General features: G+C 72.7%; 14 protein-coding genes. 9 read left to right on the top strand and 5 right to left on the bottom strand.

Features of this window, described 5'->3' with window-relative positions; genetic code table 11:
• Positions 1 to 43: 43 nt before the first annotated feature.
• The 4 genes from ACRYCC_RS08875 to ACRYCC_RS08860 form a co-directional block, all read right to left on the bottom strand.
• A complete protein-coding gene (locus ACRYCC_RS08875) occupies positions 44 to 2,983 on the bottom strand; it encodes an ATP-binding protein (RefSeq protein WP_433810184.1) in 2,940 nt (979 codons plus the stop codon).
• Between the two features lie 144 nt (positions 2,984 to 3,127).
• A complete protein-coding gene (locus ACRYCC_RS08870) occupies positions 3,128 to 5,242 on the bottom strand; it encodes a hypothetical protein (protein WP_433810182.1) in 2,115 nt (704 codons plus the stop codon).
• 292 nt (positions 5,243 to 5,534) lie between these two features.
• Entirely contained in the window at positions 5,535 to 5,834 is a 300-nt protein-coding gene (locus tag ACRYCC_RS08865; RefSeq protein WP_433810181.1) for a hypothetical protein, read from the bottom strand.
• Between the two features lie 439 nt (positions 5,835 to 6,273).
• On the bottom strand, positions 6,274 to 8,100 hold the full coding sequence (locus ACRYCC_RS08860; protein ID WP_433810179.1) for a LamG domain-containing protein: 1,827 nt from the start codon (positions 8,098 to 8,100) through the stop codon (positions 6,274 to 6,276).
• A gap of 166 nt (positions 8,101 to 8,266) precedes the next feature.
• Here ACRYCC_RS08860 and ACRYCC_RS08855 point away from each other — a divergent pair, with 166 nt between their 5' ends.
• A complete protein-coding gene (locus ACRYCC_RS08855; RefSeq protein WP_433810178.1) occupies positions 8,267 to 10,522 on the top strand; it encodes a protein kinase domain-containing protein in 2,256 nt (751 codons plus the stop codon).
• Positions 10,523 to 10,532: 10 nt separating this feature from the next.
• On the opposite strand, the gene ACRYCC_RS08850 is transcribed toward ACRYCC_RS08855, so the two are convergent.
• Entirely contained in the window at positions 10,533 to 13,211 is a 2,679-nt protein-coding gene (locus tag ACRYCC_RS08850; RefSeq protein WP_433810177.1) for a hypothetical protein, read from the bottom strand.
• A gap of 332 nt (positions 13,212 to 13,543) precedes the next feature.
• On the opposite strand from ACRYCC_RS08850, the gene ACRYCC_RS08845 reads away from it, so the two are divergent.
• From ACRYCC_RS08845 to ACRYCC_RS08810, 8 genes are all read left to right on the top strand, one after another.
• Positions 13,544 to 14,458, top strand: coding sequence for a glycoside hydrolase family 16 protein (locus ACRYCC_RS08845; protein WP_433810175.1), 915 nt, complete (start codon positions 13,544 to 13,546; stop codon positions 14,456 to 14,458).
• Positions 14,459 to 14,666: 208 nt separating this feature from the next.
• A complete protein-coding gene (locus ACRYCC_RS08840) occupies positions 14,667 to 15,209 on the top strand; it encodes a hypothetical protein (protein WP_433810173.1) in 543 nt (180 codons plus the stop codon).
• On the top strand, positions 15,206 to 16,333 hold the full coding sequence (locus tag ACRYCC_RS08835) for a glycosyltransferase family 4 protein (RefSeq protein ID WP_433810171.1): 1,128 nt from the start codon (positions 15,206 to 15,208) through the stop codon (positions 16,331 to 16,333). The genes ACRYCC_RS08840 and ACRYCC_RS08835 overlap by 4 nt, the downstream gene beginning before the upstream one ends.
• The gene (locus ACRYCC_RS08830; RefSeq protein WP_433810169.1) at positions 16,330 to 17,523 is read left to right on the top strand and encodes a glycosyltransferase; all 1,194 of its coding nucleotides are present in this window, start codon (positions 16,330 to 16,332) and stop codon (positions 17,521 to 17,523) included. Before ACRYCC_RS08835 ends, ACRYCC_RS08830 begins: the two co-directional genes overlap by 4 nt.
• Positions 17,513 to 18,598 carry a glycosyltransferase family 2 protein gene (locus ACRYCC_RS08825; RefSeq protein WP_433810167.1) on the top strand — a complete coding sequence of 362 codons (1,086 nt, stop codon included), beginning with the start codon at positions 17,513 to 17,515 and terminating at the stop codon, positions 18,596 to 18,598. Before ACRYCC_RS08830 ends, ACRYCC_RS08825 begins: the two co-directional genes overlap by 11 nt.
• Complete coding sequence (locus ACRYCC_RS08820; RefSeq protein WP_433810165.1) at positions 18,595 to 20,925, top strand: hypothetical protein; 2,331 nt, start codon at positions 18,595 to 18,597, stop codon at positions 20,923 to 20,925. Before ACRYCC_RS08825 ends, ACRYCC_RS08820 begins: the two co-directional genes overlap by 4 nt.
• The gene (locus ACRYCC_RS08815) at positions 20,922 to 21,797 is read left to right on the top strand and encodes a glycosyltransferase family 2 protein (RefSeq protein ID WP_433810163.1); all 876 of its coding nucleotides are present in this window, start codon (positions 20,922 to 20,924) and stop codon (positions 21,795 to 21,797) included. The genes ACRYCC_RS08820 and ACRYCC_RS08815 overlap by 4 nt, the downstream gene beginning before the upstream one ends.
• Entirely contained in the window at positions 21,794 to 24,169 is a 2,376-nt protein-coding gene (locus tag ACRYCC_RS08810; protein WP_433810161.1) for a glycosyltransferase, read from the top strand. The genes ACRYCC_RS08815 and ACRYCC_RS08810 overlap by 4 nt, the downstream gene beginning before the upstream one ends.
• Positions 24,170 to 24,181 lie beyond the last annotated feature (12 nt).

The following is a 24,181-nucleotide window of genomic DNA, read 5'->3' as shown; positions in this document are numbered from 1 at the left end:
CATGATCACGGAAGGGAAGGCGCGGGAAGGGGAGTACGCGGGGTCACTCGGTCACGAAGGGCGGGGGGTCGGGGGGTTCGTCGTACGGGTGCACGAAGGTCCGGGGCCAGCTGAGCACGGGCTCCAGCCACGAGCCGACCCGCATGGCCTCGACGACCTGGCCGAGCTGGTCGTCGAGGTCGTAGCCGAGCGCCACCATCGCCAGGTCCTTGCCGAACTCCCGGTGCTCGTCGTCGCCGGTGATGGCGGTCGAGGCGATGGGCCGGTTGTGCTCGAGCTCCATCGACAGCGGGTGCCGGCGCAGGGCGCGCAGCCGGTGACCGAGTCTGGCGTCCGGCTGCTGCTTGAGCCCGGGCAGCGGGTAGTCCATCGGCGGCGCGAGGGCGTGCTTGTCGGGATCCCCGCCGCCGTAGGGGAAGAGCCGGTCCATCTCGTGCAGCCACCGCACCTGGGGGATGACCCAGGCGGCGCCGGGGAGGGTCCCCGCGAGGCCGGGCTCCCCGCCGAGCATCCGCTGGGCCACGGCCGCGACGGCCGAGCCGAGCTCCTCGGGCGCGTACGACCGCCGCAGCGCAGCCGCCCGCCGCGCCACGCACCGGTCGACGACGGTGGCCAGCACGCACTCGCGCAGCCGGGAGGCGAGCCGGGACCACCCGCGGCCGAGTTCGGGCGGTACGGCGGGCAGCGGGCGATCGACCACGTGGGCGAGGACGAGCGTGTCGGCCCACAGCCGCAGCCAGGCCCATTCGGTCCCGGTGGCGAGCAGGTCCGCCTCGCGCAGCTCGTACAGGGTGCAGGCCCGGCCGGAGCGGCACTCGCGCCCGCAGGCCGCCGACCGGCGTCCGGCGATGGGCGGCGGCGGGCCGGGCCGCGCGTGTTCCCGCCGCTCCCCCAGGGGGACCCGGACCCGCAGCGGCCGGTCCATCCCGTCGGCGAACACCGCGGCGACGCCGGGTTGCAGCGACACCACCTCGCGGGACTGGTCGGGGTCGAGGTTCATCGCGGAGCCGACGACGTGCCGGTCGTCGAAGGCGGGCAGCCGGTGCACGATCTTCAGTGCGGTGTTCTTCACGACGTCGGGCACCAGCTTGGTGGGGATCTGCTCGGCCACCACGATGCCCTCGCCGTAGGCCCGGATCTCGGCGAGCATCCCGGCGAACAGCTCCACCGCGTGCGCGCCGGCCCGCTCCGAGCCGCGGTTGCGCAGCAGCCGGTGCGCCTCCTCGATGACGATGACGTGGCGGAGACCGCCCATGCCGTCCTCCGGCCGCTCCCGGCGCGCGCGCATGCGCAGATGCTCGACGACCCGGATGATGAGCGTGCCCATGAGGAAGGCCTTGTCCTCGTCGTTGGCCACGTCCTCGATGGCCAGCACGACGTTGTCGCGCAGCAGCCCGCCGATGTCGGCGGGGTGGCCGCCCTCGAAGAAGCGTCCGGCCGAGCCGATCCGCAGCGAGCGCAGCCGTACGTCCACGAAGCCCTTGACGTCGGCCATCAGCTCACGGCCGTAGCCGACGTCGCTGATGACCTGGAGGGCGGCGTGCTGCAACTGCTCCAGGGTGGGCACCGCGGGTTCGATCAGCGAGCCGGGCACGCCGCCGCCGGTCACCACGTCCCAGCCGTTGTCCTCGTAGACGCGCTGCAACGCCTGCGCCATGATCTGCGGGAACGGCTCGTCGGCGTCGAACGCGGCCTGGAACAGCGCGCGCACCATGTCGATGTGCGCCTGCACGGGATAGCCGGGCTCGGGCGCCAGCGGGTTCACCGACAGGGGGACGGCACCCGGATCCGAGGGGTTGATCACGGTGACGGGGGCTCCGAGGTCCTCCAGCCGGCCGGCCATCGAGGCGTACTCGGACTTGGCCGGCTCGATGGCCAGCCACGGGACGCCGCCGCGGGTGAGCTGTTCCAGCAGGTGCCGGACGGTCTGCGACTTGCCGGCCCCGGTCGCGCCGGTGACGAAGACATGCCGGTTGAGGGTCGCCCGCGGGATTCTGAACGTGCCGACCTGCCGGTTCTGCCCGTCCAGGATCGCGCCCAGCTCGATGTCCTGGCTCCCGCCCCGGGGGCCGCTGTTCTCCGCGGTGACGTCGAAGTAGCCGGGGTCCAGGACCCGCAGGCCGGGGACCTCGCGCCGCGGCAGCCCGGTGAGCCCCGCCAGGGCGCCCGCGGTGACCCGGAACGGCGACCGCAGTTCGGTGCCGTCCGACCTGGTCGGCGAGGCCCCGCCGCCGGCCGGCGGGAAGCCGGCGGTGTCGGCCGCCAGCGCCTGCGCCAGCCGCATCTGCTGCTGGCCGGAGCGCAGCCGGTACGGGTGGTGGCCCATCTCCATCGAGCCGACGAGCACCGGCGCTATCTGGTCGAGCTCCTGCGGAGAGGCGGCCCCCGCCAGCACCTGGACGTTCCACAGCCCGGCCTCGCGGAAGGCGTCGAGTTCGGCGAGCCGGCGTTCGGCCCGCTCCACCGACAGCCGCACCTGGTCGTCGCCGGGCCGCCGGAGCATCCGCAGGTCGTGCTGGAGCTCCCGCACCTCGGCGTCGAGGACCCGCTCCTCGCACTGGGCGGCGACCACCAGCCAGCCGAAGGGCCGGTCCATCAGCGTGACCAGGGTCGACTCGAACATGCTGGGCCCGTCGTGGCCGGGTCCGGTCAGCGGCGCCGCGAGCCTTCCGGGGCAGCGCGTCCAGACCAGCTGCCCGGCCTGGGCGAGCCAGTGGTCGCCGATCTCGACTCCGCTGGCGCCGTTCGGGAACAGCAGTCCCTGGTCGTGGCCCGCCGCCGGGGTCACCGGCCCCGCGTTGGTGATGAGCTCGAGCGGTGCCCCATGGCCCAGGGAGAGCCAGCCGGCCACGAAGGGACGCCGCCGCTGGGCCGCGGACAGCACCGCGGGCAGCACGGTCACGAAGTCCCACTCGGCGGAGGAGATCCGCTCGGGGGTGGGGATCGCCTGGATGCGGTACCAGGGCCCGGGGAGGTCGGTCACTTCTGCATGACTACCAGTGCCCGCCCCCGAGCGCCACCATCACCCCTCACCCGCACCCACGCTCCTCCGCCGCCGCCCTCGCTCCCCGCCGCCCCCGCTCCCGCTCTCCGTGATCATGGAGGCGTGGGGGTTGGAGGGTGGGGGTTATGCGTGCCTGGCGTGTTTTCCGCCGGGTCGCTGCGCGGCTGCGGCCGGGGTCTCGGCGTCGGGCGCACCGGGGGTACGCGGGGCGTCGGGGGTCTGCGGGGCGGCGTGCCGGGCGCGGGAGGGCTCGGCGGCGCGCGGGGCCGGAGCCGGCGGGTCCGCGTCCGGCCGGGGCGGCTCCGTCACGGGCACCTCACCGGCGGTCTCGCCCGGGGGCCTCAGGGCGGGCCGGCCATCGGGCTCCACGCCCGATCGTTCGCGTACGGCCTGGTCCCGCATGGCCTGCTCGTACTCCTCGTATTCGAGGGTGTGCGCGGTGGGCAGCGTCATGATGCCCGGGTTGGCGTCCACGAGCTGGATGCGCCGCCCGTTCGAGGTGGCGTGGGTGAAGACCATCGCGGTGGGCGGCAGTTCCTGCATCTGGTGCCGCTCGACGCGGAACTCCCGGAACCGCTGCCGCTCGTCCGCCGGACCGGTGCCGGCCGCGACGCTGTGCCCCCAGGGGGTGACCGTGGTGATGCCGTCCAGGAGGGCCGCGCCGCCGCGCGTCGCCCGGCGTACCGGTGACCAGACCGGATCGGTCAGTGGGCGCTCCCCACGGCGGGCGTACGCCACCGTGCTCGCGTAGTGCCGGTCACCCTCCAGCCCGGCCAGCGCCGCTCCGGCGGTCTCGGTGATCTCGGCCACCAGCAGGCGGTGGTCGCCGCCCAGGTGCTCGGCGGCGACCCGGGCGTCCTCGGCGTTGCCCAGCCGCATGAAGCCGACCGCCGCGTGGCCCCGCCCCAGCCGGCTGCGCACGTGCCCGGGGATCGAACGGTAGAGCAGGACCAGGCCGGTGCCGGTGGTCTCGCTCGCGTCGATCAGCCGGTCCAGCACGTCCCCGCGCAGCTTCTCGGCACCGCACAGGAACAGCGTGTGCTCCCAGCGGCGCCCGCCGGGCGCGGCCCGCAGGGCGTGGTTGAGGGCGGTGGTGACGTACGTGCCGAGGACCCGGTTGGTGAGCACCCCGGCGCGACGGTCCATGGAGACCACCTGCAGGCTCGCGGGCGGCAGGTGGACCGGGTCGGTGCCCAGCGCCTCCAGCTTGCGCAGCTGCGCCTCCAGCGCCCAGGCCCGCTCGATGACCACCTTGTCCGCGGCGCTGCGGCCGAACAGCGCCGTGATGCGGTCGAGCTGGGACTCACTGATCAGCCCTCGGTCGAGGTCGTCGCGGGGGTCGCCGACCTGGGCGAGCGCCCGCAGCGCGGCGGTGATCTGCCGGATCGTGGCGGTGCCGCCGAAGACCGGCAGGATGCGCTCCAGGATGGCGTTGTCGACCGACAGGTCCCGGGTGGTGCTCTGCTCCTCGCTGGCGCTGACGACCAGGGAGAGCACGTCGGCCAGCGCCTCGCCACGCAGGTTGCGGGTGAGGTCGAGCCGGGGCAGGTCGTCCGGGAGCACCCACACCAGCGGCTCGTCGCCGCGCTCGGTCGCGAGCCGTACGAGGTCGTGCGCGACGGCGCCCTCGGACAGGTCGATAACGGTGACCTGCGAGCCGGCCGCCAGCCGAGCCGCCCCCATCATCGTCACCGTCGCGGACCAGCCGGCCAGGGTGCCGCCCGCCACGTCGACGCGGTCCACGCCCTGCGGGACCGTGACCGGATACCACTCCTGCTGGCTCTGGTAGGCCTGCCGCCGGCGCTCCCACTCGCGGTAGGCGATGGCGTGCTCGAGCTGTGCCGCGTCGACGCTGCGCTGGCGGCTCTGCCGGGCCCGCTCGGTGCGGTCCCGCTCCTGCCTGCGCCTGGCCCGCGCCGCCTGCTCGCCCTGCCAGATCGCGGAGCCGGTGATGCCGAAGACCAGGCCGCAGGCTCCCAGCCCGACGAGCGCGAACCTGCCGGGGAGCAGACCGGACGCCCAGGCCGCCACGAAGATGAGGGTGACCACTCCGGTGCCGGCCATCGCGGTCTTGAGGGGCCGGTTGAGGAGGTTCTCGCCGAGTGTCACGGGCCGCTGTGCGCCGGGGCCGGGCGGGTCCGCCGGCGGCTCCGGCCGGGCCGGGGGCGGCCCTGGGTCCTGGTGCGCCTGCGCATAACGCCAGCCCACGTAGACGCGGTCGGACTGCATCAACCGCATCGCCCTATTCCGATAGGCGGACCCGATCGTCACGTCGGTCACGTTGCAGACCTCTGGGCACTCGGAGTCTTTTCCTCCAGAGTAAGGAGGTTCCTAGGTATTCGCTCCACGTTCGATGGAACACCCCCGGCACCAGGCCACCAAGCATGGCAATTCGGTCATCATCGTCACCTGCGGTAAGGATCGGTCGATACCTCGCGTCCCGGTGGCCGGATCCGGCCACCGCGACACGCCGACACCGCATCCGGGCGAAACCTGGCCGGCACGCGGTGTTACGGCCCGCGCTCAGCAGTCAGCCGCCACCGGCCGTGGCCCAGGCGTCCATGAGTTCCTCTGGGCCGACCTTGGCGTGTAGTCCGTCGGTGGCGAAACCCGACCGCGAGACCGCGATGAGCGCCGTACTCTCATCCGTCACCCCAGGCACGACCCGAGCATCGCGGGCCAGTACCCCCAGGTCACGGTTGCCGAAGGGGGTGTTCTCCAGCCACTTGATCGAGCCGACCAGACCGACCCGGCCCGCAGGTGCCTGACGATCTGCGCCGATCAGGTCGACCTCGGGATTGTTGGTCCGGTTCCACCACCCCCCGACCATGCGTGTACGAGGAAGACGCGGGTCGGGAACCAGCCGGCCGAGGGCATCACGCACGATCGGCTCGATCGCGCGCCCGCGCCATGCCGCCCAGCCACGCTCGGGCCGCAAGCTGGCGCAGCGCCGCCTACCAGTCCCCGAAGCGCACCCCTTCCAGCAACTCCCGGCCGGGCAGATCGGATCGCAGCACGGCAGCCGCGAACCTCATCCGCTCCGTCTCGGGCCGTTCGCCACGAGTGGCCTGGTAGACGAACTCGGATCCATCTGACTCTGATTCTTCATACTCAGATGAAACTGAGTTACTCTCTGTAATGACTCAGAAGCGTAGGGTCAGGCGGTGGGCACAACGGGCGCCCGTGGTGCTCCATGCCGGGTAGATGTGGCGTGACACCGGCCGAATCCAGTCCGGCCGGCCTGGCCGTGGCGGCCCGTCACGAGGTGCTCAGGACATGGCGCCGATCTCCAGTTCGGCTCCGATGTTGAGCATTTGGATCTCGCTGAGCGTCAGGGCTCCCTCGAACAGCCACACGTCATCGATGTTCCCGGCCCAGAACTCCGCGCCGGCGGCATCGCCCACGACGTCGCGGCCCAGTTGCAGGCCGCCGGACGAGGCGAAGCCCCGAACGCCGTCGTGGAAGGACGGGTCGGCGGTGTCCTGCAGGGCGCCGTCCACGTAGAGGGTGAGACGCCGGGCCACCGAGTCGTACACCACGGTGACGAGGTCCCAGCCGCCGCCTCCCTGGCCGAACCCGTAGTAGTGGGCGTAGTGATGGGTGGCGGCGGTCGCATCGGCGTCCTTGCTGACGAGGTCGGCCTCCCAGGCGCCCCCGCCGAGGGCGGCCGTGGGGTTGTAGCGGACGGTCAGCCCCGCACCGTCCGAACCCGCCAGGCTGAACAGCGTCGTCTTCCGCGTCGGCTCGGCGGGTGCCACCGCCCAGGCGGAGATCGTGAAACTCCCCTGCGTGTCCACCCCCTGAGTCGAGGCGTAGTCCTCCTGGCCACCCGTGCCGTTCAGTGACAGCGCACCGGAACCGACGTAGGCGTTGCCGCTGTCGATGCCGGACTGACCCGCCAGCGTCATCGGGCTGCCGGAGTCCACGTCGTTGGCACTGGTCAGCGGCGAACCGTCGGCCGAGTTCAGCCGCCACCGGCCCGTCACCCGATGCGGGACGGCGGTGAGCTCCGGCATCTCCACCACGCTGACGATCCGCCCGTAGGCGCGGACGTCGTCGACGGAGCCCCGGAAGAAGTCGGTCTTGTGGCCGTGGGCCTGGGCGCGGCCGATCACGAGCGGCCCGGCTCGGCCATCACGCGAACGGGACAGGGGCGCGGTGCCCTCCAGCACGCCGTTGACGTACAGCCGGACCACGCGCGCCGTCACGTCGTATTCACCGATCAGATGCGTCCACGTGCCGAGGACCGGCGCCTTCGCCGACAACGCCTGGGCGCCTCCGGCCGACATCGACCATCTGTTCTCCGCGGCCGAGTACCGCAGGGAGAACGAGCTCCCGGCTCCCGCGTTCTGGCTGACCGCCGCCTGCTGCGCACCGGCCTGCCGCAGGTTCACCCACGCCGCTATCGAGTAGCCGGCCGCCGGGTCCACCACCGGACCCGAGGTCTCGGCGTATCCCGTGGAACCGTCGGTGCTGATCGCCCGGCCGAGGATGCCGGGGGCTCCGAGCGTGACCCCGCCGTGCGTCCGGGCGTCGAAGGTGGCCAGCCCGCCGGTCTTGTCGCCCGAATCCGCCAGCGTGCTGCCCGAAGTCTCGTCCGTCTTCCAGTGCGCGACCGCCGGCTTGCCCGCGCCGACCCGGAAGACGTACGTCACGGGTGCGCTACTGCTCCCATCGGGTGCGATCGCCCTCACCTCCAGGAAGTTCGACCCTGACCTGATCGGCATCAGCTCGAACGTGGCGACGCCGTTGGTCACCGGCGCGCTCCCCGAGGTGCGTGGGTCGCTGTCGACCACCCAGGTGATCTTGCTCGCTCCGGGGGCGCTCACCGTGAACGTTCCGTACCTGCCGACCCCGTCGTACCAGGGGTCGGCGGGATCGGCCGGGTTGGATTCGGGATAGTCCGTCGAGGTGACGACCGGTGTGACCAGCGCCGCCGACGCCCGGGGAAGCGACCCCCCGGCCGCCGCGGCCTGCAGCGGCACCGCCAGCATCACCGCGACGACCGCGAGCACCAGCGCGCGCAACCCCCGTCCCGCGTATCGGACGGCCGGGCCATGACCGTGCTCTGAACCCAGCGGGCGCCTGTCGGCCACTCGAACCTCCGAAGATCACGATTGCCCCGGGCACCTTACGCGTTCCAGGAGGGATCGGAAAGATCAATTGTCCGGCGCGCGCAGGCCGGCACGGCTCACGGCGAAATGGGGGACGAGTCTCCTCTATCGTGGCGTTATCGCTTCACCAGGCGCTATGGGAGTTGGGATGCCAGATCCGTTGCGGCCCGGCGATCCCGGAGAGATCGGCCCGTACCGGCTGATCGGCTTCCTCGGCGAGGGTGGCCAGGGCGCCGTCTTCCTGGGTGAGGGGCCCGATGGCCGGCAGGTGGCGGTCAAGGTCCTGCACGCCCGGTTGTCGAGCGACGAGAAGGCCATGCGAAGGTTTCTTCGCGAGGTCAACGCGGCCCGTCAGGTCGCGCAGTTCTGTACGGCCCGGGTGCTGGACGCCGCGGTCACCGGGCACAGCCCGTACGTGGTCAGCGAGTACATCGAGGGCGAGTCGCTCAAGCAGCTCGTGGTCCGGCTGGGCCCCCGGGACGCCGGGGCGCTGGAGCGGCTGGCGGTCGGGACGGCCACGGCGCTGTCGGCGATCCACCAGGCCGGGATCGTGCATCGCGATTTCAAGCCCAGCAACGTCCTGATGGGCTCGGACGGCCCCCGGGTCATCGACTTCGGCATCGCCCGGCCGCTCGACGCCGTCGCGACCCAGGCCAGCGACCTGGTCGGCACCCCGGCCTACATGTCCCCCGAGCACATCGCCGGGCACGTCGTCGGGCCCCCCTCGGACATGTTCTCCTGGGGCATCACCATGGTCTACGCCGCGACCGGCAAGCCGGCCTTCGGCAGCGACAGCGTCCCGACGGTGATGCACCGCATCATCAACCAGGACCCCGAGATCTCCGGTCTGCCCGAACCTCTCGGCGGCCTGGTCACCGCCGCCCTCTCCAAGCGGCCCGAGGACCGGCCCACAGCCACCGACCTGCTGCTCACCCTGCTCGGGCACCAGACCCCGGCGAGTCAGGCCGGGCCCGCCGTGCGGCGCCCGGAGAACACGACGCTGCCGTTCCGCCGGCCCGCCGACGTACCGCTCGCCGCGATCGCCCCCGCCGTGCACGCCGACGAGCAGGACACCGTGACCACCCCGGTCCCGCGCCCGCACGGCCCCGGCCAGGACGACCAGGCGGCCGAGGTCACCCCGGTCACCCGCCCGCCCGGCACCTTCCCCACCGAGGTGGCACCGCTCAGCCCGCCGCCGGCCCAGGCCACACCGTCCACACCGCCACCGGCCCGGGCCACGCCGCCACCGGTCCAGGCCACACCGTCCGCGCCTCCCCCCGGCGTCTCGCCGTGGGACCCGCCTGTGCGGGACGGCCGCCGGCGCTGGAACCTGCTCGCGGTGGCGGCCGGCGCCGTGACGCTGATCGCCGCCACCGCGGCGGTCCTCGCGTTCGTCAATCCTTTCGGCGGATCAGCGGCCGGCTCCGGATCCGGGACCGCACGCTCGAGCTTCGGTACGCCGGTCGGGACGCCGCTCACGGGACACACCGCGACGCTCTCCTCGGTGGCCTACGGCCAGGTCGACGGCCGGCCGGTGGCGCTGTCCGCCAGCAAGGACGGGACCGTACGGGTATGGGACCTCGTCGGCCACCGGCAGCTCGGCGCGCCCCTCACCGGCAACACCAGCGAGGTCCTGTCGGTGGCCTACGGCGTCGTCCAGGGACGGCCGGTGGCGATCTCCGGTGGCAAGGACAAGACCGTACGGGTATGGGACCTCACCAGCGGCAAGGCGATCGGCCGGCCCTTCACCGGCCACACCGCGGAGGTCTGGTCCGTCGCCTTCGGGCAGGTGAACGGCCGGGCCGTGGCGATCTCCGGCAGCGGAGACCAGACCATACGCGAATGGGACCTCGTCAGCGGCAAACAGCTCGGCCGGCCCCTCACGGGACACACCGGCTGGGTGACGTCGGTCGCCTACGGCCAGGTGAACGGCCGGGCCGTCGCGATCTCCGGCAGCGGAGACCAGACCGTGCGCGTGTGGGACCTCGCCGATCACGACCAGCTCGGCGCCCCTCTCACCGGCCATGGCGCCTGGGTCGCCTCGGTCGCCTTCGGGCAGATCGACGGCCGCCCCATCGCCATCTCCGGCGGCAAGGACAAGGCCGTGCGCGTGTGGGATCTGAGCCGCCACACGCAGCTCGGCGGACCTTACACCGGTCACACCGACGAGGTCGTCGAAGTCGCCTACGGGCAGGTCCACGGCAGGCCCATCGCGCTGTCCAGCAGCCCGGACAAGTCCGTACGGATCTGGGACCTCACCAGCGGCAAGGAGCTCGGCCGGCCCATCACCGGCCACACCGCGGAGGTCTGGTCGGTCGCCTACGGACAGGCCGGCGGCCGTCCGCTCGCCATCTCCGGCAGCCGTGACAACACGCTCCGCCTGTGGAGCCTCGAGACGCCCTGACGCGAGGTTCTCAGGGGATCGGGCCGCTCCACAGGGTGAGCTCGTCGCCCTGTCCGTTGGTGGTGGAGCCGACGCCGAGGAGGTCTCCGCCGAGCGTGGTGAGCCCCATCAGCGCCTGGTCACCGGACCCCGACATCACCGGGCCGCGCAGTCGCTGCGCCTTCCAGTCCTTGCCGTCCCGGCCGGCCCAGAGCACGGCGTCCCGGGGCCGGCCGATGCCGCCGGCCACCACGAACCCCTTGGACGTCGCCGTCACGGCGGTGACGCTGGACTCCTCGGAGGTGCCCGTCGGCAGCGGGACCTGCTGCCACGTCGCGCCCGCGTCGCGCGAGACGTACTCGAAGGCCTTCGTGCCGTTGAAGGAGGCGAAGGTGCCGGCGGCCACCACCAGGTCACCCCGGGTGGCGACGTGGGAGAGCCAGCCCTCCTGGATCCCCTGCGGCAGGGGCAGCCGTTGCAGACTCCATTTCCGGCCGTCGGGAGAGGTCCAGATGGTGGGGCGCCGCGAGGGCACGCCGATGGGGATCTTGGGGTCGGTCACCCCGCCGACGGCGACGAAGCCGGACTTCGTGGCGGCGACGTCGCGCATGAACCGCCGCGCGGCCACGGTGCCGGCGAGGTTGTCCTTGCCGCCGGGGATGCCGCGCGCCCATGACTTGAGGTCCGTGGAATACCACGTCCCGGCCCCGAAACCGTCGTCGCCGACGATGACGTAGCCCTGCCGGCCAGCGGCGACACCGTAGGTGACCATGGGGTTCGCGCCGGTGGGCTGGAACGCGGCGTCACCGTCGAGCCGGCGCCAGGCGGCCCCGTCGGCGGAGGTGACCACCAGTGGCCGCTGCGAGGCCGTACGGTCGGAGCCGACCGCCAGCCAACCGGCGCCGCCGGTGGTGACGCCGAGCAGCCGCTGCCGCCCCGGCCCGGTCAGGGCCGGGCCCGCGCCCTGTGCCCGCTGCCAGGCCAGACCGTTCTTCGACGTCCAGATCGCCCCGTCACCGTTGGTGCCGCCGACGGCGACCACCCGGCCGTTCGCGGTGACCAGCGCGTCCACGACCTTGTCGGGCTGGACCGCCCCGGGCACCCGGGAGAGCTCGGCGGCCACCGCCTGTCCCGACGCGTCGCGCACGGCGAGAGCGGCACCCACTTCCCCGCCCTCGTCGTTCCTGCCGACCAGGATCGTGGTGTCGGCGGCCATCGCCGCGTCGCGGATCTCCGCGCCCTGGCTCAGCGGCACCGTGCCCGCGACCTGCCAGGACCCGCCGTCGACGCTGCGGGCCAGCTGGACGCGACGGTCCGCCAGGATGGCGGCGGTCACCCCCTGGGGTGTTCCGGACAGCCGCAGGACCTGCGCGTAGCCCGGCACCCGGAGATCACCGGCCACGGTCCAGTCGCGGCCGTTCTTGGAGGTGAGGACCTGGCCGTGGGCTCCACCGCCGTCGCGGATCTCGCGCACGGCGAGCAGGGAGTCAGCGGCCGCCGCGACGGTCAGGCGGCCCGCCCCCGCGGGCTGGGGCACGCCGACCTCCTCCCAGGTACGCCCGCCGTTCGTGGAGCACCACACGATGTCGGAGGCGCTCTGCTTCCCGCCGCGATCGCCCGTCGCGACGGTCACTCCGTCGACGCCCGCGACACCGGTCAGCGACAGGGGCTCTCCGGTGGGCGGATGCAGTTGCCAGCCCGCCGATCGCTGCCAGCGCTGACCGTCCGTGGACAGCCACACGACCGGAGCGGCGTCGGTGAAGTCGCCGGTGGCGGACGTGGCGCCCACCGCGGTGAAGCCCGCCCCGGTCCACGCGACCGAGAAGACGCGGTCGCGCGCTCCGAACACGGCACCGACGGTGTCCGGCTGCCTCGTCCAGCTCCTGCCGTCGAGACTCGTCCACACCACCGTCCCGCCGAGGTGGTCGCCGAGCGCGACCCAGCCGCTGGCGGAGCCGGCGACGTGCCGCGGAGTCTCGTCGACCGGCGGCACGTCACCGCCCGGCGTCCGTACGGAGGCCAGCTGGAACGAACGGCCCGCGTCCTTCGACACGATGAACTGCGCCCGGTAGCCGAGGTTGTCGTCCTCACCGCCGATGGCGACCACCGTGGAACCGGCGGCGGCCACCCGGTTGAGCTCCTGGTCACGGCCGTCGGTGCGGGCGGCGGGGTCGGCGGCGAAGAGCCGTCCGGCCGCTCGCCCGTTCTGCGAACCCTCCGATTCGCTCCCCGGCCACAACACCACTCCCGCGACGACCAGGCCGATCACCATGATCGCCGCGACGCCCGCGATGAGCACGGGGCGAAGCCGTCGCCGCGAGGCGGGCTGATCATCGTGCCGGAGCGGGACCAGGGCGGCCGGGTCGGGAACCATCGGCAGGTTCGGCGGACCGTTCCGGATCCCGTCGGGCATGGTCACGTGCGCGGAGTACTGCTGCCCGGGCCCAGCCATGCCCTGCGGCGCCTGGTAGGCGAACTCCGCGGGGTCGGCCAGCTTCCACGAGGTGTCGGCGCCCGGCGTGCGCCGGACGAACGACTGGGTGACCGGGTCGATCCGCCAGGTGTTGCCCGCCGCGTCCACGACCTCCCTGGCCTGCAACTGGACCAGTGCCTCGTCGAGGCTGATGCTCCCGGCATTGATCTGGGCCGTCAGATCGAGGTAGGCCGCATGGAGTGCCTCGAGCGGGCCGCCGAGGAAGTTGGGCTCCACGCCGCATCATTCCTTTCGTCCCCAGGGTCGTACGCGTTGCCGCACAAAGGATGCCCCGCCGCTGCCGATGTCCTGGACAGTCCGGTGCGTACGCCGACCGGCAGCGCATTGATCTTATCGATGCGAAGAGCACGAAAACGGACGTCCGCCTGGTCCCGGCGCGACTTGGGGGGCGGCCCCGGCCTCCCCGCGTTCACCAGCAGGCAGGTATTGCGACATTTAGGGATAAATAGGCTAAATCGCCTAGCAGGCTTGCACAACAACCCCGACAGGTGCGTACATATGTGGCCGGGTGCGGCACGGCAACCGATCGTCGATCGTGGGGCAGGTTCATGAAGGAGGCGCGAGGCGCGACCGGACTGCACCGGCCATGGCTGGTGGCCATCGCGATATGCGTCGTGGTCCTGGCCGTCACCGCGATGGGCGCACGCCGGCTGAGCGAGGCCGCGCCCACTCGCCCCCAGGCCGTACCTCCCGCCCCGACCCCGCAACCGTCGCAGTCGCCGCCGCCTCCGCAGTTCCGGCTGCCCGCGGCGAAATGGCGGCTCACCTGGTCCGATGAGTTCAAGGGCAAGGGGACTCCGGCGAAATGGACCCCGCTCACCGGTGGGGACGGCTGGTCGCACAAGGCGCTGCAGTACTACACCCGGGCCAACGCGAAGAAGGACGGCCGGGGCAACCTCGTGATCTCCGCGACCAGGACGAAGCAGCCGGGCGGCCCCCGATGCTGGTACGGCCCGTGCCAGTACAGCTCCGCCCGCCTGCAGACGGCCACGAGCTTCAGCCAGGCGTACGGCCGGTTCTCCGCACGGATCAGGCTGCCGAAGGGCCAGGGGCTCTGGCCCGCGTTCTGGCTGCAGCGAGTCGACGCCGGCCTGGTGGGGAAGTCGACCTACGGCGAGATCGACGTCATCGAGACGATCGGCGCCCAGGCCGACGTGGTCAGGGGCTACGCGCACGGGCTGAAGCACAAGGGCGGCGGCATATGGCGGCTGCCGCAGCCCGCCGACGTGGGCGATTACCACGTCTACGGCGTCGACTGGACCCCGCAGAGCATCACCTGGTGGGTGGACGGCATGCCGTACGCCCAATTCCAGAAGTACGCCGGATGGCCGTTCACCAAGCCCTTCTTCCTCATCCTCAACCTGCAGGTCGGGGGAGAGTGGCCGGGATCGCCGGACGTCACAACCCGGTTTCCCGCCCATATGACCGTCGACTGGATCCGGGTCTACCGCGCCTCTTCCTGACATTCACCACTCGAACACATGAAGTGGTCATTTAGTCACCATTGGTAACTTTGTTTCAGCTCCGCATTCATTTGCCCCAGCACACCCTCCTGCGCTTAAGATCCAGAGTTGGTCGTATCCGGACGAACCATCAGTGGGATCCGGTTAACGCCATATTTCTCGAAATTCACCTTCTGTTACGAGGATCACGAAGGGTGCTGGAAGCGGGATGGGGGCGCCTAGCGAGACGGCGACGCCACAGCAGGAGGGGCCTGCGAACAGCGGTCTGGACGGCGGGAGGCGAACCGTCCGGCGCGCGGTGGCCGCGGCCGCCGTGCTGAGCGTGCTCCTCGGGGTGGCGGGCGGGCTGCAGAGCCGTCCGGGACGGGATCTGCTGAGGGACGCCGGCCTGACCGCCCGGCCCGCCGGTTACACCGAGCTCGCGTTCGCCGACCCCAGGTCCCTGCCGCGCCGGTCGTCCGCCACGTCGATGTTCGTCGCCCCCGCCTTCGTCATCCGCAACGTGATGGGCGGCCCGCAGGACTACACGTGGTCGCTGCTGCTGACCACTTCAGGCCAGACTCGCGAGGCGGCGAGCGGCCGGGCGACTCTGGCCGACGGTCAAGCCGTGACGATCACGCCGCTCTCCCGGATTCCGTGCACACCAGGTCCCCTCACCGTCGGCGTCCGGCTGGGCGACGGCATCAGATCCATCAGATTCCTGACCACCTGCACCTCGGACGCCGACGACACCGAGGGACGCTCCGGATGACGTCACGGCCCATCGTGGCGCTCGTCACCGACGCCATCCATCCCTACAGCTTCGGCGGCCGGGAGATGCGGTACCACGAGCTGTCCCGGCACCTCGCCCAGCACGCCGACGTCCACGTGTTCACCATGCACTGGTGGGACGGCCCGCGGACGCGGGTCGAGGGCCCGGTCACCTTCCACGCGATCTCCCCGCTGCTGCCGCTCTACCGGAACGGGGTCCGTTCGACGTGGCAGGCGCTGGTCTTCGCACTGTCGTGCCTGCGGCTGCTGGGCCGCCGTTTCGACGTGCTCGACGTGGACCAGATCCCGTTCTTCCCGCTGCTGGTGCTGCGGGTGGTGGCCACCCTCAGGCGCAAGCCGCTGATCGCCACCTGGCACGAGGTGTGGGGTCCCGCGTACTGGCGGGACTACCTGGGCGCGCCATGGCGGCCGGCCTGGTGGATCGAGTGGCTGGCGATGCGGGCACCGGATCACACCATCGCGGCCTCGCCGGAGACGGCCGCGCGCCTGCGGGACGCGCTCGGGGCACGCGCCTCGATCACGATCGCCCCCAACGGGATCGATCTCGAGGGCGTGCGCAGCGCGATGCCCGACGACAAGCCGACCGACCTCGTCGTCGTGAGCCGCCTGATGAAGCACAAGCGCCTGGAACTGCTGCTGCAGGCCGTCGCGCTGCTGCACGAGCGCGGGCGGCCGGTGACGTGCCGGATCATCGGTGACGGGCCGGAGCGCGACGCCCTGCACGAGGAGGCCGCAGTGCTGGGCATCGCCCACGTGGTGGATTTCCGGCATGACGTCAGCGAGCAGAAGGACGTCTACTCACTGATCAAGGCCGGCCGGGTCTTCGCCTTCCCGTCGACCCGGGAGGGTTTCGGCATCGCGGTCCTGGAGGCGCTCGCCTGTGAGGTGCCGGTCGTGACGACCTCGGCCAGGGACAACCTCGCGCAGTACCTGGTCCTGCGCTCCCAGCGCGGAGTCGTCTGCGACCACACGCTGCCGGCCTTCGCCGCGGCGCTCGACGCCGCGCTCGACGCACCGCCGGACGGACTGGCCAAGGACCCCTGGCTGTCGGAGTACACGTGGGAGTCGATGGCCGCGAGGGTCGCGGGAGTCCTGCTCCCATGAGGGTGCTGTACGTCAGCCCCTATCCCCCCGCCCGCGACGGCATCGGGACCTACACGCACGTGCTCGCGGGCGCCGTACGCGCCCGGGGCCACGAGATCGCGGTGGTGGCCGCCCATCCGCACGGGGACGCTCCGGCGGAGGTGATCGGCGCCTTCGGCGTCCTCGGCGGCTCGCGCGGGCTGCGCGATGCCGTCGCCGGGTTCGCCCCCGACGTGGTGCACGTGCAGTTCGCGGTGCCCGCCTTCGGAGCCCGGACGATCGCGGTCGCCCGCTGGCTGGAGCAGGCGCGGGCGGCGGCCCCGGGCGTGCCCGTGGTGGCCACCCTGCACGAGGCCGGCCGTGACCTCGCGCTGCTGCGCCGCCCGGGCAGGATCCTGTACGAGCGGATCACCGCGTGCTGCGACCACGTCGTCGTGCACACCCAGGGGGCCCTGGGCACCCTCACCGGACAGGTCGGGGTGGCCGGCACCCGGGCGGAGGTCATCCCGCACTTCTCCGCCGAGCCGCCCCCCGCGACCAGCACCGCCGGGGAACAGCGCGCCCGGTTCGGCCTCGGTGACGGTCGCATCCTGCTCGCCTTCGGCTTCATCCACGTGTCCAAGGGGCTGGACGATCTGGTCCGGGCGATGGCCGTGCTGCGCCGCGCGGACCCGGCGGTGCTGCGCGACGTCCACCTGGTGGTGGCCGGGACCGTCCGGCGGCGGCAGGGGCCTTTCCGGATCTTCGAGCTCCGGGACCGGCTGCATCTGGCCCGCGTACGGTATCTCGCCCGCCGGAACGGGCTGCGCCCGGTGTTCACCGGGTTCGTGCCCGAGGGCGACATCGCGGCCTGGTTCGCCGCGGCCGAGGCCGTCGTCCTGCCGTACCGGAGTGCCGAGCAGAGCGGTGTGGCCAACCTGGCGCGTGCCTTCGGAGTACCGGTGATCGCCAGCACGGCCGGCGGGCTCGCCGAACTGTTCGCGGACTCCCGGTGGACCGTCCCCCCGCGCTCACCGGACCGGCTGGCGACGGCGATCGCCGACCTCCTCAGTCAGGATTATCCTGTTTCCTCCCAGGATTCCCGGGAGCCACAGTCCCCCGTGGGCGTCCACGGCCGGGCGGCCGACCTCGACTCGGTCGCGACGGAGACGATCACCATGTACGGCGCCGTGCGCGCCCGTACCCAGGGGAAGGACCCCGATGCCGCCTAGCATCAGCGTGGTCGTGTGCTCCCTCAACGGTGCCGCCCGGATCGGACGCTGTCTCGACGCGCTGGCCGCCCAGACCCTCGGCGACCGGCTGGAGGTCATCGTCGTCGACGACGGATCGGACGACGCGACCGGTGACCTCGCCCGGGCCCACGGGGCGACCGTCATCACGCACGAGCGCAACCTGGGGGCGCCGGCCGCGCGCAACACCGGATTGCGGGCCGCGTCCGCCCCGGTCGTGGCGTTCCTCGACGACGACTGCGAGCCCGTGCCGGGATGGTCGGAGCTGCTGCTCGACGGCTACGAGGAGCAGGTCGCCGGAGTGGGCGGCCCCGTGCTCCCGGTCACCGGCGACGGTTTCCTGGCACGGTTCCTCGAACGCAACAACCGGCACGAGCCCCTGGAGCTGGAACTCACCCGCGGCCAGGCGCTGCCGTACAGGTTCGCCCTCTACCTGCGGCGGCAGTGGACGGCTCCGGCGCCGCGCCCCCGCCGCGACGTGTACGCCTTCATCGGCGGGAACATGTCCTTCCGGCGTGCGGCGCTGCTGGCGGTCGGCGGGTTCGACGAGCGGTTCCGCTTCGCCTCCGAGGAGGAGGACCTATCGCGCCGGCTTCGCCGGGACCATCCCGGCCGCCTGGTGTTCGTCCCCGAGGCGGGCGTCTCCCATCGGTTCGAGCCCACGCTCCGCGGCGTCCTGCGGCGCAGCCTCGCCTACGGCCGGGGCAACGCCATGCAGTACCGGAAATGGCCGTCGGTGCGTCCGACGCTCTTCCCGTGGCCGCCGCTCGTCGCGGCCCTGCTGGCGGCCGCCGCCTGGCAGCCCGCGACGGCCCTCGCGGCGGCCGCACTGCCGTTGCTGCTCTACCCCGCCGGGCTTAGGAACGCGGTCCTGCACGGCAGGCCGGAAGCCCTCGCCGACCCGTACCTCCAGCTCGTGCAGGAGGCCTGCGAGAACTTCGGCTTCCTCCGCGGCGCCTGGGCGTTCCGCCGCTTCCCCCGGGAGACCTCAGAGGTCTCCGGGCCCGCGGCGGCCCCCTCCGGGCGGCCGGGCGGGAAGCCGGAGCCGGTCACGTGACCGCGGGCCAGGGCCCCGCCGAGGCCCGGGACCGGCCCGGCGACCGGCCCGGCGATCCGCCCGCGGCCGGCGGGCGGCCCTCCCCGCTTCGCCGCCTGGTGCCGTCCGGGACGGCGCTGCTCCTGATCGTCGGGCTGACGCTGCTGCACGACCTGTGGGCGGCCCAGCTGCTCCTCGTGCCGCTGCTGCTGACGGTGCCCGGCTGCCTGCTGCTGCGCGCTCTCCGCGTGCCGGGGGACAAGGTCGCGGCCTTCCCGCTGTACGTGCCCGCCGCGTCACTGGTCGTCCTCATGGTCTCCGGGCTGGCGGTGGACGTGCTCGGGCCGTTCGCCGGCGCCGCCGAGCCGCTGCGTCCCGCGCCGCTGCTCGTGGGGCTCCAGCTCACCTGCGTCGTGCTGTTCCTGGCGGGGGTGCCCGCGCCCCCGGCCACGGCGATCCCCTGGCGGTCGCTCCCGTCGCCGGGCGTGCTCGCCGTGGCGATACCGCTGCCCCTGCTGGGCGCGGCCGGAGCGCTCCGGCTGGACCACGGGCACGGCCCGGCCGTGGCGGTGGTGGCCGTGGCCGGATGCGCGCTGGTCCTGGTCTTCGCCGCCGTCAGGGCCGGCCGCCTGCGCTCCGCGCACCTCGCCGTCCTGCTCTTCGCCGTCTCGCTGGCGATGATGTGGTCCTTCTCGCTGCGCAGCGACCTGGTCTACGGCTACGACATCGCCACCGAGTACGCGGCGGCGCACCAGACCATCGTGGCGGGCATCTGGCGCACCGGGCCGCACCCCGACGCCTACGGCGCCATGCTCAGCATCACGGTGCTGCCCGCGCAACTGCACGCCCTGACCGGGCTGACCGACGTGCTCGTGCTCAAGCTCGTCTACCCGGCCGTCTTCGCGATGTTCCCCGTGGGGATCTTCAGTATCGCCGTGCGCTTCCTGCCGCGCCGCTGGGCCTTCGTCGCCGCCGCCTTCGTGCTGGCGCAGGGGAGCCTGTCCCAGCAGCTTCCGGCACTGGCCCGGCAGGAGATCGCACTGCTGCTGTTCGCCGCGCTGTGCGGGGCCATCCTCGAGGTCGGCATGCCGACGTTCCCGAAGGTGGCGCTGCTGTGCCTGTTCGGGCCGGCCATCGTCGTCTCGCACTACTCGACGGCCTACTTCGCGGTGGCCATGCTCGGCGGCGCGCTGGCCCTGCAGTTCGTGCTCTGGGCGATACGCCGGTCCTCGCCGGTGCGCTGGACTGTCGCGGCGTCCCTGCTCACCGCGGCGCTGGCGGCGGTGCTCTGGTACGTGCCCATCACCCAGTCGGCGTCGAACGTCGGCGACCTCCGCCAGGCGCTGAGCTCCGACGGCCTGCAGTTGCTGCCCAACGCCTCCACCGGCAAGAGCCTCATCGCCGGCTACCTCGGCGGCACCGACGTGACCCGCCTGGCCACCTACTACTACGCCAAGGAGGTCATCCCGAAATACCGCCCGCCCAAGTCGTCGGTCGTGCCCGCCCAGGACGCCGGCGATCCCCGCTACGTGCTCGGCGACGCGTTGTCGCCCGCCCCCGCGAAGGTGGTCCCCGCGCTCAGCGGAGCACTCGACCTCCTGCTGCTGGTGGTCCAGCAGCTGGCCAACCTGCTCGGCCTGGCCGGTGCGGCGATGATGGCCTTCAAGCGCCGCTCGCCCGGGCTGACCCGGCAGGTCGGGCTGCTCGCTCTGCCCGCGCTGGCCTGCCTGATGCTGTTCCGGGTGTCGGGCACCTTCGCCGCCGCCTACAACCAGGGCCGCGCCCAGGTACAGGCGCTGACGCTCGTCTCGGTCGCCCTCTGCTGGTTCCTGCACCGGATCGCGCCGCGGATGCGCCGGATGAAGATCCGCCGGCCGGTCCGCAAGCTGGACCGCGTGGTCTGCGCGGTGGCCGCCGCCACGGTCATCACGATCTTCGTGAACACCAGCGGCCTGGCGAACGTCCCGCTCGGCGGCGGCACGGCGGCCAACCTCACCGACCGTGGCGAGGACTTCGAGCGCTTCTACATGGTGCGGCCGGAGCTGGCCGGAGCGCGCTGGCTCGGCACATGGATCAACGGGACCGACGACCTCGTCTACGCCGATCGATACGGACAGTTGCGGCTGGCCGCCGAGCTGCCGGCCATTCCCCGCCTCCAGCTCGACATCACCCCACAGACCCTGGACCAGCGGGCCTGGATCTACGCCAGCCGGACCAACACCGTCAACGGGCGGGCCCGGTCGCTGCTCGCCAACCGGCTGGCCATCTACGCCTTCCCGGCCACCTTCATCGACGACCACTACGACCTCGTCTACACGAACGGATCCTCCGAGGTGTTCCACCGATGATCTCGATCGTCGCCATCAGCAAGGACGAGCCCGATCTGGACGTGACACTGACCGAGGTCACCCGGCAGGCGGAGTCGGCCGGCGAACCGTGCGAGATCATCGTCGTCGACGCCTCACAGGGGCGCCTCGACGCGATCGCGCGCTCCCATCCGCACGTGCGCTGGCTGGCGTTCGAGCAGCCGCCCGGGGCCGGGGTGACCATCCCCCACCAGCGCAACGCCGGGGTGCGCGCGGCCCGCGGGGAGATCATCGTGTTCACCGACGCGGGCTGCCTGCCGCAGGCGCAATGGCTGAGCCGCCTGCTCGCGCCCCTGCGGGAGGACGGCGAGACCGTCGTCGCAGGGATCGCCGTCGCCCCCGAAGGCGCCGACGGCCTGTACGACGAGGGCACACGGCGCGCGGCCACCGCCCGCTACCTCGAGGAATGCCCCACGATCAACCTCGCCTTCCGCCGGGAGGCCTACGACTCGGTCGGCGGGTTCGACGAGACGTTCGCGTACGGCTCGGACGTGGACTTCAGCTGGCGGCTCCAGGACGCCGGTCATCGGATCCGCAGCGCACCCGAGGCGATCGTCACCCACGACTGGGGTGACCGGCGCCGCCAGGTACGCCGCTCCTACGCCTACGGCAAGGCCCGGGCACGGCTGTACCGCAAGCACCGATCCCGCCGCGCCGGGCTGCTGCGCCGGGAACCGATGGTGGTGGTGTACCCGGTGTTCCTGTTGGGGCTTCCGCTGACCCTGGTGTTCCCGCTCTATCCCGCCCTGCTGCTCATCCCGGCCTGGCGCAACCGGCGCAACGGTGCCGTACGGGTCCTCGTCGACCACCTCGTCTACGGAGCCGGCGTCCTCGCGGAGCTGTCGCGGCGATGAAGGTGCTGGTCCTTCCCCGCGACGGCAATCCCTACCAGGAACTCCTCTACGGCGAGCTCACGAGGTACGGCGTGAGCGTGCGGTACCTCGGCCGGCTCACGCCATCGCACACCCTCAACCTGCTGCTCCTGCCGTTCGAGCTGGCCGTGTGCCGGCTGGCCGGGGCCCGGCTGGTCCATCTGCACTGGGTGTTCGCCTTCGCGCTGCCGGGCGGCGCACTGACGCGCGGGCTCGCCCAGCTCTGGTTCCGGATCGTCCTCCGCGTGATCCGGCTGCTCCGCCTGCGCCTGGTGTGGACCGCCCACAACGTCCTCCCGCACCGGCCGGTGTTCGCCGACGAGCCCGGCGCCCGCCGCGTGCTCGTACGCCGGTGCGACCTGGTCGTCGCGCACGGGTCCGCCACCCTGGACCAGCTCGCGGCGATCGGCGCGGCCCCCTCCCGCACGGCCGTGATCCCGCACGGCCCCTACCCGGCCCCGGCGCTGCCCGCGCCGGGCGGCGGCGGGCGGGCCCGGCGCTTCCTGTTCTTCGGGCGGATCGAGGAGTACAAGGGCGTCGAGGACCTGCTGCTCGCGTTCGCGGGCCTGCCCGACGATCTCGACGTCCGTCTCGTCGTCGCCGGTTCCTGCGGCGATCCGGCACTGGCCGCCCGGCTCAGGGCGCTCGCCGCCGCCTCGGACCGCCGGGTCGTCCTGCACCTCGCCCACGTGCCGGACGACGAGCTCCCCGGGATGTTCGCCGCCGCCGACGCCGTCGTGCTGCCGTTCCGGAGGATCACCACCAGTGGCAGCGCGCTGCTCGCGCTGAGCCACGGACGGCCCCTGGTCGTTCCCGCGCTCGCGCCGCTGGCCGACCTGCCCGACGGGGCGGTCATCCGTTACGACGGCAGCGTGCCCGCGCTCACCCGCGCGCTCCGCCGCCTGGCCGAAGCCGACACCGCAGTGCTCGAGACCATGTCGGCCGCGGCCCTGGCCGGGGTGGGCGGCATCGGCTGGGCCGGGATCGCCGCGACGACGCACGCCGAATTCCGCGCCCTCCTAGAGGAGGGCGGTTCCGCCGGGGCCGTGGCGCCGCCGGGGTCGCCCGCCGGCCCGCGGCCGAGGATCCGGGCACGGCTCGGGGCCCTCTCCCGGGACGCCTTCTTCCGCGGGTCCTTCCTCCTGCTGGCCAACACGGTGTCGCTCGCCGGGTTCGGCTTCGTGTTCTGGACGCTGGCGGCCCGTGGCTACTCCCCCACCGCCGTCGGCTGGCTGGCCGGAACCAGCGCGGGCGTGAACCTGCTCGCCGCCATCGCCGCACTCGGCCTGCCCAACACGCTCCTGCGCCATCTCACGAGCGCGCAGAGCCCCCGCGAGCTCATCAAGGTGGCCGTCGTCGCGGTGAGCGTGGTCGGCGGCGTGGTCACCGTGGTCTTCCAGCTGTTCCTCGTGCCGCTGCTCCCGGGCTTCCCGGACCTGGCCCGGCAGGCCGGCGCCGTGGTCCTGGTGACCGCCCTCGTGGTGTTCACGGCCGTCAGCGGAACCCTGGACGCCGGGCTCGTCGCCATGCGGGCGACCGGGCCGCTGCTGCTCAAGAACCTGGCCGGCAGCGTCACCAAGGTCGTGGCCTTGCTCCTGCTCACCCGGTTCGGCGTCACCGGGCTCGTCCTGGCCTACGGGAGCGGCACTGTGCTCGCCTGCGTGCTCGGCGGGGCGGTGCTGTGGCCACGGGTCGCCCGCGCGGGGAGCCAGGAGGGTCCCGCCGGGCTGCTCAGGCGCTACGTGTCGTTCTCCGCCCTCAGCCATCTCGGCACGGTCCTGGGCATCCTGCCGAGCACCGTGGTGCCGCTGGAGGTCCTGTCGATGCGGGGTGCCCACGAGACGGCGTGGTTCGCCGTCGCCTTCCAGGTCGCCGCCTTCCTGCACTTCATCCCGTCGGCCACCGCGCAGGTCCTCTTCGCCGAGGCCCAGCGCGTGTCGCTGCGCCGCTACCTGCGGAAGACGCTGGTGGGCGTCTATGGCCTGCTCATCCCGGCCGTCGCGGTGACCGTCCTCGCCGCTCCGTACGTCCTGCGGATATTCGGGGAGGGCTACTCCACGGGGGGCACCGGCTGCCTGCGCGTGCTGGCGCTCGGGTCACTGCTGACCAGCGGCAACTACCTGGTCGACTCCATCCTGATCAGCAGGGACCGGACCAGGGCCTACATCTTCATGAACGGCGCCAACGCCGCCCTCGTCCTCGGCCTGGTGGCCCTGCTGCTGCCGCACGGTCTCACCGGCGCGGCGACCGGCTGGGCGCTGGCGCAGGGCCTGTCCCTCGTGCTCGGAGCCGGCGTGCTGGTGCTGAACTTCGCCACGGACGCCGACCGCCTCCGCCTGCGTCTGCGCACCTGAGACCTCATCGCC

Origin of the sequence: Actinomadura scrupuli (assembly GCF_050971785.1) — a bacterium.
In the GTDB taxonomy this organism is placed as follows: Bacteria; Actinomycetota; Actinomycetes; order Streptosporangiales; family Streptosporangiaceae; genus Actinomadura_E; species Actinomadura_E scrupuli.
Note: the sequence above shows the minus strand (reverse complement) of the source record. Positions and strands in the feature narration are given on the sequence as shown.

Coding starts and splice junctions, on each gene's coding strand:
- ACRYCC_RS08825 (WP_433810167.1), top strand. CDS start 17,513: ATGCCGCCTAGCATCAGCGTGGTCGTGTGCTCCCTCAACGGTGCCGCC.
- ACRYCC_RS08870 (WP_433810182.1), bottom strand. CDS start 5,242: ATGCGGTTGATGCAGTCCGACCGCGTCTACGTGGGCTGGCGTTATGCG.
- ACRYCC_RS08840 (WP_433810173.1), top strand. CDS start 14,667: ATGGGGGCGCCTAGCGAGACGGCGACGCCACAGCAGGAGGGGCCTGCG.
- ACRYCC_RS08815 (WP_433810163.1), top strand. CDS start 20,922: ATGATCTCGATCGTCGCCATCAGCAAGGACGAGCCCGATCTGGACGTG.
- ACRYCC_RS08845 (WP_433810175.1), top strand. CDS start 13,544: ATGAAGGAGGCGCGAGGCGCGACCGGACTGCACCGGCCATGGCTGGTG.
- ACRYCC_RS08830 (WP_433810169.1), top strand. CDS start 16,330: ATGAGGGTGCTGTACGTCAGCCCCTATCCCCCCGCCCGCGACGGCATC.
- ACRYCC_RS08865 (WP_433810181.1), bottom strand. CDS start 5,834: ATGGTCGGGGGGTGGTGGAACCGGACCAACAATCCCGAGGTCGACCTG.
- ACRYCC_RS08835 (WP_433810171.1), top strand. CDS start 15,206: ATGACGTCACGGCCCATCGTGGCGCTCGTCACCGACGCCATCCATCCC.
- ACRYCC_RS08810 (WP_433810161.1), top strand. CDS start 21,794: ATGAAGGTGCTGGTCCTTCCCCGCGACGGCAATCCCTACCAGGAACTC.
- ACRYCC_RS08855 (WP_433810178.1), top strand. CDS start 8,267: ATGCCAGATCCGTTGCGGCCCGGCGATCCCGGAGAGATCGGCCCGTAC.